14 protein-coding genes are annotated in these 14039 nt (G+C 72.7%); 7 read left to right on the top strand and 7 right to left on the bottom strand.

All coding sequences use genetic code 11. The features are described from left to right. Nucleotides 1-17: 17 nt before the first annotated feature. Together OHV05_RS26700 and OHV05_RS26695 are read right to left on the bottom strand one after the other, a co-directional pair. The gene (locus tag OHV05_RS26700; RefSeq protein WP_405019900.1) at nt 18-1238 is read right to left on the bottom strand and encodes a hypothetical protein; all 1221 of its coding nucleotides are present in this window, start codon (nt 1236-1238) and stop codon (nt 18-20) included. 288 nt (nt 1239-1526) lie between these two features. Then, nucleotides 1527-2039, bottom strand: coding sequence for a flavin reductase family protein (locus tag OHV05_RS26695; protein ID WP_405019899.1), 513 nt, complete (start codon nt 2037-2039; stop codon nt 1527-1529). A 273-nt stretch (nt 2040-2312) separates the two neighbouring features. On the opposite strand from OHV05_RS26695, the gene OHV05_RS26690 reads away from it, so the two are divergent. From OHV05_RS26690 to OHV05_RS26675, 4 genes are all read left to right on the top strand, one after another. Next, nucleotides 2313-2735 carry an XRE family transcriptional regulator gene (locus OHV05_RS26690; protein WP_403043814.1) on the top strand — a complete coding sequence of 141 codons (423 nt, stop codon included), beginning with the start codon at nt 2313-2315 and terminating at the stop codon, nt 2733-2735. 142 nt (nt 2736-2877) lie between these two features. Then, on the top strand, nt 2878-3288 hold the full coding sequence (locus tag OHV05_RS26685; RefSeq protein WP_405019898.1) for a ParH-like protein: 411 nt from the start codon (nt 2878-2880) through the stop codon (nt 3286-3288). Continuing rightward, nucleotides 3285-3809 carry an MAB_1171c family putative transporter gene (locus OHV05_RS26680; protein ID WP_405019897.1) on the top strand — a complete coding sequence of 175 codons (525 nt, stop codon included), beginning with the start codon at nt 3285-3287 and terminating at the stop codon, nt 3807-3809. The genes OHV05_RS26685 and OHV05_RS26680 overlap by 4 nt, the downstream gene beginning before the upstream one ends. 65 nt (nt 3810-3874) lie before the next feature. Further along, complete coding sequence (locus OHV05_RS26675) at nt 3875-5374, top strand: hypothetical protein (RefSeq protein ID WP_405019896.1); 1500 nt, start codon at nt 3875-3877, stop codon at nt 5372-5374. Nucleotides 5375-5389: 15 nt separating this feature from the next. Here OHV05_RS26675 and OHV05_RS26670 read toward each other — a convergent pair whose 3' ends face one another. From OHV05_RS26670 to OHV05_RS26655, 4 genes are all read right to left on the bottom strand, one after another. Then, on the bottom strand, nt 5390-6559 hold the full coding sequence (locus OHV05_RS26670) for an oxygenase MpaB family protein (RefSeq protein ID WP_405019895.1): 1170 nt from the start codon (nt 6557-6559) through the stop codon (nt 5390-5392). A gap of 43 nt (nt 6560-6602) precedes the next feature. After that, complete coding sequence (locus OHV05_RS26665) at nt 6603-7655, bottom strand: polyprenyl synthetase family protein (RefSeq protein WP_405019894.1); 1053 nt, start codon at nt 7653-7655, stop codon at nt 6603-6605. After that, a complete protein-coding gene (locus OHV05_RS26660; protein ID WP_405019893.1) occupies nt 7648-7935 on the bottom strand; it encodes a hypothetical protein in 288 nt (95 codons plus the stop codon). Before OHV05_RS26660 ends, OHV05_RS26665 begins: the two co-directional genes overlap by 8 nt. 165 nt (nt 7936-8100) lie before the next feature. Continuing rightward, on the bottom strand, nt 8101-10095 hold the full coding sequence (locus OHV05_RS26655; RefSeq protein WP_405019892.1) for a protein kinase domain-containing protein: 1995 nt from the start codon (nt 10093-10095) through the stop codon (nt 8101-8103). 182 nt (nt 10096-10277) lie between these two features. On the opposite strand from OHV05_RS26655, the gene OHV05_RS26650 reads away from it, so the two are divergent. The 3 genes from OHV05_RS26650 to OHV05_RS26640 are packed head-to-tail and all read left to right on the top strand — an operon-like array spanning nt 10278 to nt 13262. Continuing rightward, complete coding sequence (locus OHV05_RS26650) at nt 10278-11429, top strand: acyl-CoA dehydrogenase family protein (RefSeq protein ID WP_405019891.1); 1152 nt, start codon at nt 10278-10280, stop codon at nt 11427-11429. Between the two features lie 36 nt (nt 11430-11465). Beyond that, entirely contained in the window at nt 11466-12251 is a 786-nt protein-coding gene (locus OHV05_RS26645) for an electron transfer flavoprotein subunit beta/FixA family protein (protein WP_405016501.1), read from the top strand. Between the two features lie 45 nt (nt 12252-12296). After that, nucleotides 12297-13262, top strand: coding sequence for an electron transfer flavoprotein subunit alpha/FixB family protein (locus OHV05_RS26640; protein ID WP_405016500.1), 966 nt, complete (start codon nt 12297-12299; stop codon nt 13260-13262). 72 nt (nt 13263-13334) lie between these two features. Here OHV05_RS26640 and OHV05_RS26635 read toward each other — a convergent pair whose 3' ends face one another. After that, nucleotides 13335-14006, bottom strand: a complete 672-nt coding sequence (locus OHV05_RS26635) for a TetR family transcriptional regulator (protein ID WP_405021550.1) — start codon at nt 14004-14006, stop codon at nt 13335-13337. Nucleotides 14007-14039 lie beyond the last annotated feature (33 nt).

The following is a 14039-nucleotide window of genomic DNA, read 5'->3' as shown; positions in this document are numbered from 1 at the left end:
GGCGGTGGGGCCTTTCGTCAGAGAGCGGGTGCGGGGGCTTCCGGAGCGGACTTCCGACGGCGCCGGTCCCGGCGGACCAGCACCGCGACGGCGCCGAGCTGGAGGACGGCCAGCGCGAAGAACACCGTGGAGTCGATGAACGGGCCGAGCGGCGCGTGCCCGCCGAAGCGGTCCAGCGCGCCCGTGACGAACCGGGCCCCGGCGGGGACGACGCCGATCACGAAGACGGTCAGCGAGAAGGCGTAGCCACCCACGATCAGCCAGGAGTACCAGCGCGCCGCCCGGCGGTCGACCGGGTGCCAGGCCGACTCGTCCAGCAGCGGGCGGCCCCGGCGGCGGCGGACGGCGTTGGTCAGCACGCCCGTCGCGGTGGTGTGCAGGTCGCGGCAGCCGAGCACGGTGCTGAGCAGCACGTAGATGTCGGTCCGCAGGTAGAGGAACGCCTGCCAGGCGATCCGCAGCAGGGTGGCGTAGGCGAGGGCGAGGCAGAGCCGGCCGAACCCGCTGAGCGCGCCACCGGGGAGCCGGGTGGCGTCGGCGGTCAGGGTGAGCGCGGCGGTCAGCACGGTGTCGGCGAGCATTCCGGCCAGGATCGGCAGATAGCGCTTGCGCCGGGGCACGGTGACCAGCCCGTCGAGAGAGGTCTCCAGCACGATGTAGATCAGGCGGTGGCCGATGGACAGTCTGCTCGGCAGCCCGAGCCGGCGGCCGGCCAGCGCGTGGAAGCCCTCGTGCACCAGGATCAGCGGGAACTGACCGACGAACAGGACCAGCGAGACCACGGTGAAGTAGGGGCTGAAGAACACGTTCGAGGGGCGCGGTGCCAGCTCGGGCACCCGGATCGTCTGGGTGATCCAGGCGGCGACCACCAGCAGGTAGCAGAGCCAGGCGGGCCAGCTGAACGCCGCCCGGCCGAGGCGCTGCCAGCGCAGCGGCGGTGGTGCCGGCTCGTCCCCGGTGCGGACGAAGCCGAGCTCGGCCAGTCCGGCCAGCAGGTCCGCCATGTCGACGCTCTCGCCGTACTGCCGCTCGTAGGCGCGGGCGGCCGCGCGCGGCGTCAGGCCGTCCGCCAGCAGGCGGACCAGTTCCGCGCCGTCGGCGGGGAGCACCGCGTAGGAGTCGGTCTCGACCCGGCCGACGGTGACCTCCTCGCCTTCCTCCAGGTAGACCAGCGGGTGCAGCGCGACCGGACGGTCGAGGTCCGGGCCGGCGGACGCCTGGTCGGTCGAGGGGCGCATCGTTCCTCCCGGGGAACTTCCCTGCTGGGCGGTGTGGTTGACGGGGTCGGCCACCACGGCGGCCGACCCCGTCAGATGGCGCTGGAGCCTCAGGCGTCGCAGCCGCAGCCGTACATGGTCTGGGCCGAGCTGGTCAGGCGGACGGGGCCGGCCTTGCGGATCACGATCTTCTTCATGGGATGTCCTTTCGTCGAGCTGACAGGGACTAGCAGAAGTGAATCGCTAAGCATCGGTCATTCATCTCAGCTGTCGCGACGCCCATCAGCATGGATCCGAGTCCGGCTCATGTCAACAGTCGGAAAAGCGAGTTGACGCCCCGTCAGGTCCGGCATGGAAGCCGCCGTCGACGAACAGCAGCGGGGCCCCGGAGGTGGCCCGGTGCTCCAGCACCCGGCCGATCAGGATCAGGTGGTCGCCGGCCGGCACGGTGCGGTCCCGGTGGCAGACCAGGGTCGCCACGGTGCCCTCCAGCAGCGGCAGTCCGTACCGTCCGGCCCGGTCGCCCAGCCCCGCGAAGCGATCGCCGGGACCGGCGAACCGGACGGCGAGATCGCGCTGGTCGGCGGCCAGCAGGTAGACCGCGAAGTGGTCGGCGCCGGTGAACGCGACCCGGCTGGTGGCGGACAGCCGCAGGCACCAGAGCACCAGCGGCGGGTCCAGCGAGACCGAGGTGAAGGAGTTCACGGTCAGACCCGCGGGCCGTCCCCGGTACCGGGTGGTGACCACCGCGACCCCGGTCGCGTAGCGCCCCAGCACCGCGCGCAGCGGGCGGCCCGCCGTCACCGCCTCGTCGAGGGCCATCCGGCACGCCTCTCCCTGCTGGAGTCCAACCAGTCCCAGATGAACGGGACTTGGTGTTTTCATTCATCTCAGACGGAGCCCTCGCAGATTGACAGCTCCGCCGCCGACCCGTCAACAGCTGCGACCGGCCGGGCCGCCCGGCGACGGCCGGGACGGGCGGGGCGCCGCAGACCAGGGTGGTTCCGGCGCCCGGCCAACTAGGATGGGGCGACGGAGCCGCCGGGTTCCGGCCGCGCTCGCGGCGCAGCGCTGAACCAGCAAGGGAGGTGCGCGGTGACCCGATCCGGAGCCACCACGCTCGCCGACCGGATCGACCGGCTCTTCGAGGTGGTCCGAGGCCCCGACCGCGAGCCGTACAGCAACGAGGACGTCGCCCGGGCCTGTCGGGAGGCCACCGGCGAGACCTTCTCCGCGACCTACCTCTGGCAGCTCAGAACGGGACGGCGGGACAACCCGACCAAGCGTCACCTCGAGGCGCTGGCCCGGTTCTTCCAGGTCCCGCCGGCCTACTTCTTCGACGACGAGCAGAGCGCCCGGATCGCCGAGGAGCTCCAACTGCTCGGCGCGCTGCGGGATGCGGGCGTCCGTGACGTGGCGCTGCGTGCAGTTTCGCTGTCCCCCGAGGGGCTCGGCACGATCAGCGACATGATCGAGATCATCGCCCGCAGAGAGGCCGGATCGCACCGCTCCGAATGACTGTCCATCAGACCTTCACACGCCTAGGATCGCTCACAGCGGGTCGGGTATCGCTGACCGTGATCGGACCGGGCCAGGGGGTGGGACTGTGCGGTTACACACGGACCAGCGGCGGCGGGTGCTCTGGCGCCGATGTCGACGGATGGTGGAGTCCCTCCCGCTGTCCGCGCCCTTCGATCCGGCGGAGCTGGTGGCCGCGCTGGCCGAGCGGCGCGGGCGGCCGATCGAGCTGATCCAACTGCCGATCCGGGCCCGCACCCCGTGCGGCCTTCTGATCACCACCGACCGGGCCGACTACATCGGCTACCCCAGCGCCACCACGGCGCTGCACCAACAGCACATCCTGCTGCACGAGTTGGGCCACCTGCTGTCCGGCCACGCGGGATCCGACCGGCTCAGCCCCGGCACCGTGCAGGCACTGCTGCCGAATCTCTCCGACGAGCTGGTGCAGCGAGTCCTCGGGCGTACGGTCTACACCGAACTCGAGGAACAGGAGGCCGAGTTGTTCGCCTCACTGGCCCTGCACCGCCCCCGCCGCGGCAGTCGGGTATGACCCCGGCTCCGATCCGCTGGATCCGGGCCTGGACGGCGTACCGGCGGATCGGCCCGCTCTGGGCCGCCCTGCACCGGGCCGTGCCCGAGATCGCGCTCTGCACACCGGCCGCCCGGCTCCGGCCGGCCTTCCCGCGCGGTGCCGAGTTCGCGCTGTACCGCCGCATCATCGAGATCCACGACGGCCAGCTCGCGCTGCGACCCTACGTCCATCCCGGGGTGCACACCTGGGCGGTGGCCACCGCGGGCCGGCCGGGTACGGGCGGCAACGCGGCGGCCCGGGCGGAGGCGGCCTGCATCGCGGCCGCACTGGCCGCCGCCGAGGCCGGGCTGCCGTACCGGGCGGGGCCGCCGGTCCCGTACGCCGCGCACCAGGTGCAGGCCAGCATCGAGGCCGAGACCGCCTGGCTGATCGACGTCACCGAGGCGTTCACCCGCTCGGCCCGCGCGGCCACGATCGGGGCGCACCGCCCGGGCGCCCGGCACCTGACCCCCTGGCAGGCGGTGATCCGGCACTGCTGAGGGAACGTCAGGGCAGCGTCCGGGAGGCCGATGCCGCTGTCGGGGAGCCCCTTTACAGTGTCCGGATGGCCCCCGAGACGCAGCCCGAGAACTCACCGCAGGCTCTGCTGGAGCAGTGGATCGACGACCTGCCCCACCAGCTGATGATGCTGGAGAAGGTGCTGCTCGCCGGGACCTTCGGCTTCGACTACTCCCCCGGCTCACTGGACGCCCTGGAGGCGCGGCTGCTGGAACGGCACGACCGGGAGCAGGACGCCGAGCAGCGGCGGGAGTTGGCGACGGCTGCGGCGGCCTATCTCGGCGAGGTCCTGCTCGGCGTCGCGGGCGGCGGCTGGGGGTGGCACACCCGGCCGACCGGCGAGCTGCCGGGGCAGCCGGTGGTCCGGCCGGACCGGGGGCTCGAACTCTCCCCCGTCGCACCGATGTTGCTGATCTCGTACGCCCTCCGGGTGCGCACCGGGACGGCGTTCGCCGAGGAGGTCGACCGGCTGCGGCAGGCCGTCGCGGACCGGCAGGACGAGGTACCGGGCTGGCAGCCGGTCAAGGAGCACACGCCACGGGTCGATCCCGCCCTGCCCCTGCCGGAGCACCCGGTGCTGACGGCCTGGCTGGCCGAGCGGCGGGCGGCGCTCGCCGGCTGGGCCGGGGACGCGTTCGGCGGGGCCTGGCGGTGGAACTTCCACCCCGACACGCTGGACTGGCTGGAGGCCGAGGTACGCCGACGGTTCGCCACGGTGCGGGAGTTCGACGCCGCCCGGGAGGAGCCGTTCGTCCAGGGTGCCTGCTGGTACCTGGGCGAGGTGGTCCGGCGGAACCGGGGTGCGGTGTGGCAGCACACCCCGTTCGAACCGGCCGCCGGGCCCGGGACGCCCGGCTCGCGGGAGAGCGGGTGGACCGGGGTGCCGCTGGTGGATCAGCCGACCAAGCGGGGCGGCGCGGCTGCGGTCCCGCTGCTCTGTCTGCGGGACCTGTTCACCGGGAAGCCCGCGGACCACCTGCGGGATCTGCTGTTCTGGTTCCGGCCGACCTCGTACGCCCACGTGGGGGCGCTGCTGCAACGGCTGGGCATGATCTCCCGGGAGAAGGCCGACAGCGTCCTGGCGGAGTACGCCGAGTACGCGCACCACGACCTGCCGCCGCACGAAGTGCCCGACGCGCTGGAGGCGTTCGGGGTGGCGGTCTCGGCCCACGCGGACGACGTCGACGACCTGGAGGAGAGCTACGCCGCCATCCTGGCGGCCGCCGCGGCGCTCACCGACGGCGCGGTCACCGTCACCGACGTCCGGCTGCGCGCCGACCAGGAGTACGACGAGGTCCTGGAGTTCGCCCGGAACGGCGTCCTGGTGACCCAGCCGACCGAGCACCGGTCGGCGGAGTACCTCGACCATCTGGCGATCGTGGAGTTCATCGGCCACCTCGACCCGGACCCCGGCGGCGACCCGCGCCGGTTCCGCCTGGTCGACCACGTGCGGCTCGGGGACGGCGGCTACGAGACCTACTTCGCCTTCGTCACCCCCGAACAGGCGGCCGCGCTGGAGCGTGAACTCGGCCTGGAACTGCGCTGACCGGATCCGCCCCGGTCAGACCGGGAGCCTCGGGGAGAGCGGTGGCGGCGTCCAGGGATCGGTGCGGGGTCTGGCGGAGGTCACGCCGTAGTCGCCCTTGAGGTGTTCGGGGACGGCGTACTGCATCACCCGGCCCCGGGTCAGCGAGCTGAGCTCGAACCGGGCGGTCAGGTCACCGAGGCGGTCCAGGGCCCAGGCGCCGAGCGGGGAGGCATCCTCGATCCGCTCCAGCACACCGAGCAGGGCCGGGGTCAGACCGATCGCCCGGTCCCAGCCGGAGCGCGGCACCTCCAGCCAGTCGGCGCAGGTCTCGCCGATCAGGTAGCGGATCAGCGCGGGCACCACCGGGTCGAGCAGGGTGCCGGGGACGACCTCCTCGTAGAGGTCGATCAGCTGCCGGGTGAGCCGGGCGCCCTCCTCGGACGGTCCCATGTGACGGGCCATGTAGAGGTCGGAGAAGTGGCGGGCCTGCTCCAGGTCGGCCGGGGCGGCGGCGGTGTCGATGCCGAGGATGGCGCCGACCACCCGCCAGGCGTAGAAGTAGGACTCGGCGCCCTCGTTGGAGAGGTGGATGCCCATCCGGTGCAGCGCGTCCAGCACCTGGATGGAGAACATCATCTGACCGCCGATCATGTCCTCCTGGCAGATCGGCACCCCGAGTGCGGCCTCGTCCCAGCGGTTCTCCCGGCGCAGGTGGTGGCGGATCGAGGCGTGCAGCAGACGGACCTTCTGGGCGGCGGGGATGAACCTGCCGCCGGCCTCGAAGGCGTCCGGCCGCATCAGGTACAGGGTGAACTGGCCGGTCTCGGCCATCCGCTTGGAGGGGTACGCCAGCGAGTGGGTGGCGCTCAGCAGCCTGGCGATGTGCGGCACGACGTAGCAGGCGGGCATCGAGGCGAAGGAGAGCGCGGTGGAGATGTGCACGTTGTTGTCGATGAAGAACAGCCGGGCCTTCTCCATCTGGTCCCAGTCCACCCAGTCGGGCGGGGTGGCGGTGGACCGCAGGTAGTCGCGGGCCACCTCGGGGAGGTCCTCGGGCAGTGGCTGGCCCGTCCGGGCGAACCAGCGCATCAGGGTGTTGAACCTGCCCATCTCACCGCGCTCGAACAGCGTCGCCACCACGGCGTCGGCGAGCGGGTCACCCTGCAGGCGCAGCGCGTCCATCGCTTCGGGTGTCGCGGTCATCGGGTGTCCCCTCGTTCGGTGCGGGCATCGGCAGGTACGGGCGTCAGCAGGTACGGGCGGTCGCGGCGGCGACCAGGTCCGACAGGGCGTCGGCGACGCCCCGCGGGAGCGCGGCCCGGGCGAGGGCGGCGCGGGCGGCGGCCGTCCGCGCGCCGATCATCTCCTCGACCCGGGCCCGGGCTCCGGAGCGGACCATGACCTCCCGCAGCTCGTCGAGTTCGGCGGCACCGAGGTCCTGCCGGCCCAGCAGCCCCCGGAGCCGGGCCCGGTCGGCGGGGGTCGCACCGGCGAGGGCGTGGGCGAGCAGGGCGGTGGGCTTGCTGCCGGCCAGGTCGTCGAGGTTGGACTTGCCGGTCCGCCGCGGGTCGCCGAAGACGCCGAGCAGGTCGTCCCGGAGCTGGAACGCCTCGCCCAGCGGCACCCCGTAGGCGGTGAAGGCGGCGAGCAGCGCGGGCGGCCCGCCGCCGAGCAGCGCGCCGAGATGCAGCGGGTGTTCGACGGTGTACTTCGCGGTCTTGTAGCGGATGATCTCCACCGAGCGGTCGGCACCCGGCGCCGCGCCGGTCCGCAGGATCTCCAGGCACTCCCCCGCGACCAGCTCGCGGGCCAGGGTGGCCCACAGCGGGCGGGCCCGGGCGAGGTAGGCACCGGGCAGTCCGCAGCCGGCGAACAGCTGGCCCGCCCAGGACATCAGCAGGTCGCCGGTCAGCATCGCCAACGCCCGCCCCCGGGCGTCGCGTTCGGGGCCGTCCGGGACGGCGTGCCGCAGGGCCAGGTGCACGGTCGGCGCGCCACGGCGGATCGGACTGTCGTCGATCAGGTCGTCATGGACCACGGCCGCCGCGTGCACCAGCTCCATCGCCGCCGCGGCCCGGACCGCCGCCTCGCTGTCCGGTTGGCCGGTCGCCCGCCACCCCCAGTAGCAGAAGGCGGCCCGGAGCCGCTTGCCCTCCGCCACGGCGGCTCGCAACTGCTCGGCCACCGGCTCCAGTTCGGCGTCCACGGCGACCAGCAGCCCGGTCTCCTGCTCGGCGAACGCCAGCAGGGCCCGGTCCACCCGTGACTTGAGCGCCGGGCCTCCGGACGGATCAGGCATCAGGTGCCGGGCGTCGGACCGCGGCCGCCCGCCGGGCCACGGCCTCCAGATGGGACTCGGAGGCGGGCGCGAACCGGCCGAGCAACAGCTCGCCGCGCGCCCGCAGTTCCTCCTGCCCGTCGGCCGCCAGCCCGGGCAGGTCCGAGCGGCCGAGCAGGCCACGCATCCGGCGCAGCAGCCCCTCGGCCTGCTCCAGGCCCAGATCGACCGCGCCGGCGACGAGTTGGATCGCCTCGACACCCCGATCGGTGCGCGCTCCGGCACTGTCCTGGGCTGCCATGGTGTTCCCTCCCGGGGCACGGATCGGACGGCAGGCCACCGGACGGCGACCCACGACGTCCACCAGGATCGGCGGCCCGGGCCACCGGTCGGCGCGGGGCGCCCCGAAGTGCATCGGATCGGCTGACTTCGGCCCCGAGATCGCCCGGCCCGGGGCGGTTCTGTGCTACCGCCGTGCCCGGCCCTGGTCGCCCTGGTCGCCCTGGGCGTCGAGGCCCTCGCGGATGGCCCGGGCCAGGTCGGCCCGGTCGGCGTACCGCGCCAGGTGCGGGGACGGCCGGTCGGGTCCGTCGGCCAGGACGGCCAGGACCGGTACCCGGGCCAGGGTGCGGCCGTCGCCCGCCGGGGGCAGCAGGACGACGGTGAGCTCGGCCGCTTCGAGCCGCTCGCCGGCCCGACCGGGCGGTGCGTCGAGCACCAGGTGGTACTCGCAGGCCCCGTTGCCCGGCACGTCGACCGGGTACTCGACGGTGCCGGGGCCGACCGGTTGCCCACGGTCCGTCAGGTCCTCCACCACCGGTGTCACCTGCTTGACGGACCGCACCCCGGCGCCCGGCGGCAGGCCGACCCGCAGCGCGAGGTTGCGGGCGTAGGGCTGCCGGGTGGCGTCGATGACGGTGGCCAGTTCGCGGGCCAGGCTCTTCTCCGCCGTCGGCCCGGCCGTGGCTGCGACGATGTCCAACGTGCCGGCCAGGGCACTGGTGACCGCCCTGAGTTGACCGACCGACCAGGCGGTGCCGAGGCCGCGCGCGTGGCAGGCGAACCGGCCGGTCGAGGCGGCCAGCGCCGCCGCGAGCTCGTCGGGGGACTCGGCCGTGGCCTCCAGATCGGTCAGCAGGATCGCGGTGCGCACCGTCTCGGCGTGCGCGGTGAACAGCCGGTCGGCCAGCCGGATCCAGCGTCCGAACGCCGCCGCTCCGCTCGGTTCCAGGTCGGCCAGCGCGGCGCGTGCCTCGGCCTTGGTGGTCGCGTTCGCCCGGACCAGGCGCATGGTGTCGGGGTAGAGCATCCGGGCGTACTCCGCGCCGGCCACCACGGCGAAGGCGACGCCGTCGTCCAGCCCCTCGACGGCGTCGGCGACGCGCTCCCGGACGGCCCGGAAGTCGGCTTCGGGCAGCGCGGCGGAGAGGCCGAGCAGGAAGACCAGCGACCGCGGCGCCGCCACCGCCAGGTCCTCCGGGCGGGGAGCGCCCCCGCTGATCCGCACGATGGCGTTGACCTCGGTGGCGTCCGGCGGCAGGTACTCGTTCTGGAACACCTCGATGCCGAGCTCGGGCCGCCCGGCCCCGACCGGCTCCGGCGCGCCGGCGGGTGGCTCGGGGACGGGGCGGGACGGGGGCCGGCCGAGGTCCCTGAGCTGCTCCGCGACCAGGCCCGCGTAGGTGGGCCGCGCCCCGGGTCGTTTGTCGAGCAGCCCGGAGACGATCCGTTGCACCGCGTCCGGGACGTCCGGGCGCAGGGTGGCCAGCAGCGGGGGCGGGGTGTTCAGGTGGTCGACCAGGACGGCCCAGCCGCCCGTGGTGAACGGCGGCCGCCCGGTGAGCAGCGCGAACAGCACGCAGCCGAGGGCGTACAGATCGGCCCGGCCGTCGACCCGCCCCTGGGCGGCCTGCTCCGGGGCCATGTAGGCGGGCGTCCCCAACACCATTCCCGCATGGGTGAGTTCGGACTCGACCCGGATGAATCCGGCCAGCCCGAAGTCGCAGACCTTGACCCGGCCGTCGGGGAGCAGCATCAGGTTGGCCGGTTTGATGTCACGGTGCACGATCTTCGCCCGGTGCGCGTGTGACAGCGCGTCGGCGACCTGCGCGGCCAGCTCCACCGCCCGGTCCACCGGCAGCCCCTGGGGCCGCTCCCTGAGCACCGCGCCCAGGTCCCGGCCGTCGAGCAGTTCCATCACCAGGTACAGCTGCCCGGCCTGGGCTCCGTGGTCGAAGACCTGGGTGATGCCCGGGTGCTTGAGCCCGGCGGTGACCCTGGCCTCGCGGCGGAACCTCGCCACTCCCTGGCCGTCGTGGGCCGCCCAGGGCGGCAGGAACTTGATCGCGACCTGCCGGTCCAGCCGGGGATCGTGCGCCCGCCAGACCTCGCCCATGCCGCCCCGCCCGAGCAGCGAGATCAGCCGGTACCGGTCGTCGATCTTCCTTCCGGCAACGTTCAAGGTCCCCCACCTTCCAGCCGCCGCCCCCGGGACTTCGCGGTACCACTGTAGGACGAGCCGCACCCGGGGGACCGAGTTCACCCTGCTCAGGGGACTCAGTGCCGCAAGGGCTGGCCGAGATGGCACAGAGTGTGGTCTATTAGGGGAACTTGGTTCCCTCTATCGCTCAGGAGCGCCGCGCCATGGACAAGGTGTTCGATCTCTTCCGGGTTTCCGAGGAGCACGAGATGCTCCGGGAGGCGGTGCGGTCGTTGGCGGAGGCGAAGATCGCTCCGTTTGCGGCGGAGGTGGACGAGCAGGGCCGGTTCCCGCAGGAGGCGTTGGACGCGTTGCAGGCCAGTGAGCTGCATGCGGTGCACGTGCCGGAGGAGTTCGGTGGTGCGGGGGCGGACGCGTTGGCGACCGTGATCGTGATCGAGGAGATCGCGCGGGTGTGTGCGTCCTCGTCGTTGATCCCGGCGGTGAACAAGCTGGGTTCGCTGCCGGTGCAGCTGTCGGGTTCGCAGGAGTTGAAGGCGAAGTACCTGGGTGCGCTGGCGCGGGGCGAGGGGATGTTCTCGTACTGCCTGTCGGAGCCGGAGGCGGGTTCGGACGCGGCGGGGATGAAGACCCGGGCGGTGCGGGACGGGGACTTCTGGGTGCTCAACGGTGTGAAGCGGTGGATCACCAACGCGGGGGTGTCGGAGTTCTACACGGTGCTCGCCGTGACCGATCCGGAGCTGCGGTCCAAGGGCATCTCGGCGTTCGTGGTGGAGAAGGGCGACGCGGGCGTCTCGTTCGGTGCGCCGGAGAAGAAGCTCGGCATCAAGGGTTCGCCGACCCGTGAGGTGTACTTCGACAACGTGCGGATCCCCGCGGACCGGATGATCGGGGCGGAGGGCACCGGTTTCGCGACCGCGATGAAGACCCTGGACCACACCCGGGTGACCATCGCGGCGCAGGCGGTGGGCATCGCGCAGGGCGCGCTGGACTACGCCAAGGGCTACGTCCGGGAGCGGAAGCAGTTCGGGAAGCCGATCGGTGACTTCCAGGGTGTGCAGTTCATGCTCGCGGACATGGCGATGAAGCTGGAGGCGGCGCGTCAGCTGACGTACGCGGCGGCCGCGAAGTCGCAGCGGGTGGACGCGGACCTGACGTTCTTCGGTGCCGCCGCCAAGTGCTTCGCCTCCGACGCCGCGATGGAGATCACGATCGACGCGGTGCAGCTGCTGGGCGGTTACGGCTACACCCGTGACTACCCGCTGGAGCGGATGATGCGCGACGCCAAGATCACCCAGATTTATGAGGGCACCAACCAGATCCAGCGCATCGTGATGTCCCGCAACCTCCCGTAGTTTTCCCTGTCGAACCGTCAGAAAGGCGCAGCAGTCGTGAGCTTGAGGATCGTTGTCTGTGTGAAGTACGTGCCGGATGCGACGGGTGACCGTCGGTTCGCGGACGACACCACCACCGACCGGGAGGCCGTGGACGGTCTGCTGTCGGAACTCGACGAGTACGGCGTGGAGCAGGCGCTGCGGATCGCGGAGGCGCACGGCGACGCGGAGGTGACCGTCCTGACGGTGGGTCCCGACGATGCGAAGGACGCGCTGCGCAAGGCGCTGTCGATGGGTGCGGACAAGGCCGTCCACGTCAACGACGACGACCTGCACGGCACCGACGTGATCGGCACCTCCGCGGTGATCGCCGCGGCCCTGGGCAAGACCGGCTACGACCTGGTGGTGTGCGGCATGGCCTCCACCGACGGGACCATGGGTGTGCTGCCCGCCCTGCTGGCCGAGCGCCTGGGCGTGCCGCAGGCCACCTTGCTGTCCGAGGTCACCCTGTCGGGCACCACCGTCTCCGGCCGCCGCGACGGCGACGCCGCCACCGAACTGGTCGAGGCGCAGCTGCCCGCCGTCGTCTCGGTCACCGACCAGTCCGGTGAGGCCCGTTACCCCTCCTTCAAGGGCATCATGGCCGCCAAGAAGAAGCCGGTGCAGTCTTTCGACCTGGACGACCTGGGCATCGACGCCGACACGGTGGGCCTGGCCGGTGCGTGGACCGCGGTCGACGACATCACCGCCCGCCCCGCCCGCACCGCCGGCACCATCGTCAAGGACGAAGGCCAGGGCGGCACCGCGCTGGCCGGCTACCTCGCCGACCAGAAGTTCATCTAAGCCACCGTCAGCGCCACCCGCCACGATCCCTCAGGAGACAAAATCATGGCTGAGATCCTGGTCCTCGTGGACCACGCCGACGGTGTGGTCCGCAAGCCGGCCCTCGAACTGCTCACCCTGGCCCGCCGCATCGGCGAGCCCTCCGCCGTCGTCCTCGGCGCCGGCGACGCCACCGCCGGCATCGCCGCCAAGGCCGCCGAGTACGGCGCCGCCAAGGTCTACACCGCCGACGCCGCCCAGTTCACCGACCACCTGGTCGTCCCCAAGGTCGACGCCCTCACCCAGATCGCCCAGAACGCCAACGCCGGCGCCGTGCTGGTCACCTCCTCCGGCGAGGGCAAGGAGATCGCCGCCCGCGTCGCACTGCGCCTGGGCTCGGGCATCATCACCGACGCCGTCGACCTCGAAGCCGGCACCGACGGCGGCCCGGTCGCCACCCAGTCCGTGTTCGCCGCCTCCTTCCAGGTCAAGTCGACCGTCTCGCACGGCACCCCCGTCATCACCGTCAAGCCCAACTCCACCAGCCCCGAGCCCGCCCCGGCCGCCGGCACCGTGCAGAGCGTCGAGGTGGCGTTCACCGGCAACGCCGCCACCGTCACCGCCCGCACCCCCCGCGTCTCCTCCGGCCGCCCCGAACTCACCGAAGCCGCCATCGTCGTCTCCGGCGGCCGCGGCGTCGGCGCAGCCGAGGGCTTCAGCGTGGTCGAGGACCTCGCCGACGCCCTCGGCGCGGCCGTCGGCGCCTCCCGCGCCGCCGTCGACGCCGGCTGGTACCCCCACACCAACCAGGTCGGCCAGACCGGCAAGCAGGTCTCCCCCCAGCTCTACATCGCCGCCGGCATCTCCGGCGCCATCCAGCACCGCGCCGGCATGCAGACCTCCAAGACCATCGTCGCCGTCAACAAGGACCCCGAAGCCCCCATCTTCGAACTCGTCGACTACGGCATCGTCGGAGACCTCTTCACCGTCCTCCCCCAACTCACCACCGAAATCAAGACCCGCAAGGGCTGACCACACCCAGACACCAGCGCACGACGAAGCCGGACGGCAGCAACTGCCGTCCGGCTTCGTCGTCAGGTGCGGTCAGCCCCGGCCGAGGCCCGCCTCGACGTCCCTGACGACCCGCCACATCGGGGTGGAGCGCCTGGTGATCACGATGACCACCTCGTCCTCCTCCGCAGCCTCGGCCGCTGGGGACGACTCGGGCGTCCAGGCCCGGGCGACGTAGTCGAGGGCGTGGTCCACCCCCGCCGACGCGTCGCCCTCGCCGCCCGCGCGGAGCCAGGCGCGGAGCGCGTGGTTGTGCGCGGTGACCACGGCGGAGGCGATCACGTCCGCCCGCAGCGTGCCGTCCCGGCGGGCCGAGAACCGGGCCCGCAGGTACTCGGCGAGGGTGCGCTCGTAGCGCCAGACCACCGAGAGTTCGTAGGTGCGCAGGCCCGGCACCTTCTTGGTCAGCCGGTAGCGCTGGACCGAGAAGACCGGGTTCTCGGCGTACATCCGCAGCACCAGCCTGGCTGCGTCGCAGACCCGGGCCACCGGGTCGTCCTCGTCCCCGCTGGCCTCCAGCAGGGCGGTCATGTCCGCGAGGCACTGCTCGTGGTCGGGGAAGACCACGTCCTCCTTCGAGGGGAAGTACCGGAAGAACGACCGGCGGCCGACACCGGCCAGCGTCACGATGTCGTCGATGGTGGTCTGCTCGTAGCCGCGTTCCACGAACAGCTGGAAGGCCGCCGCGACCAGCGCGTCCCGCATGGCGGGCTTCGCCGGGGTGGCGGAGGTCTCGGA

The sequence above is a fragment of the Kitasatospora sp. NBC_00070 genome (genome assembly GCF_045041205.1).
Classification (GTDB): domain Bacteria; phylum Actinomycetota; class Actinomycetes; order Streptomycetales; family Streptomycetaceae; genus Kitasatospora.
The sequence above is the reverse complement of the archived record's forward strand: the minus strand, read 5'-3'. Positions and strand labels throughout refer to the sequence as shown.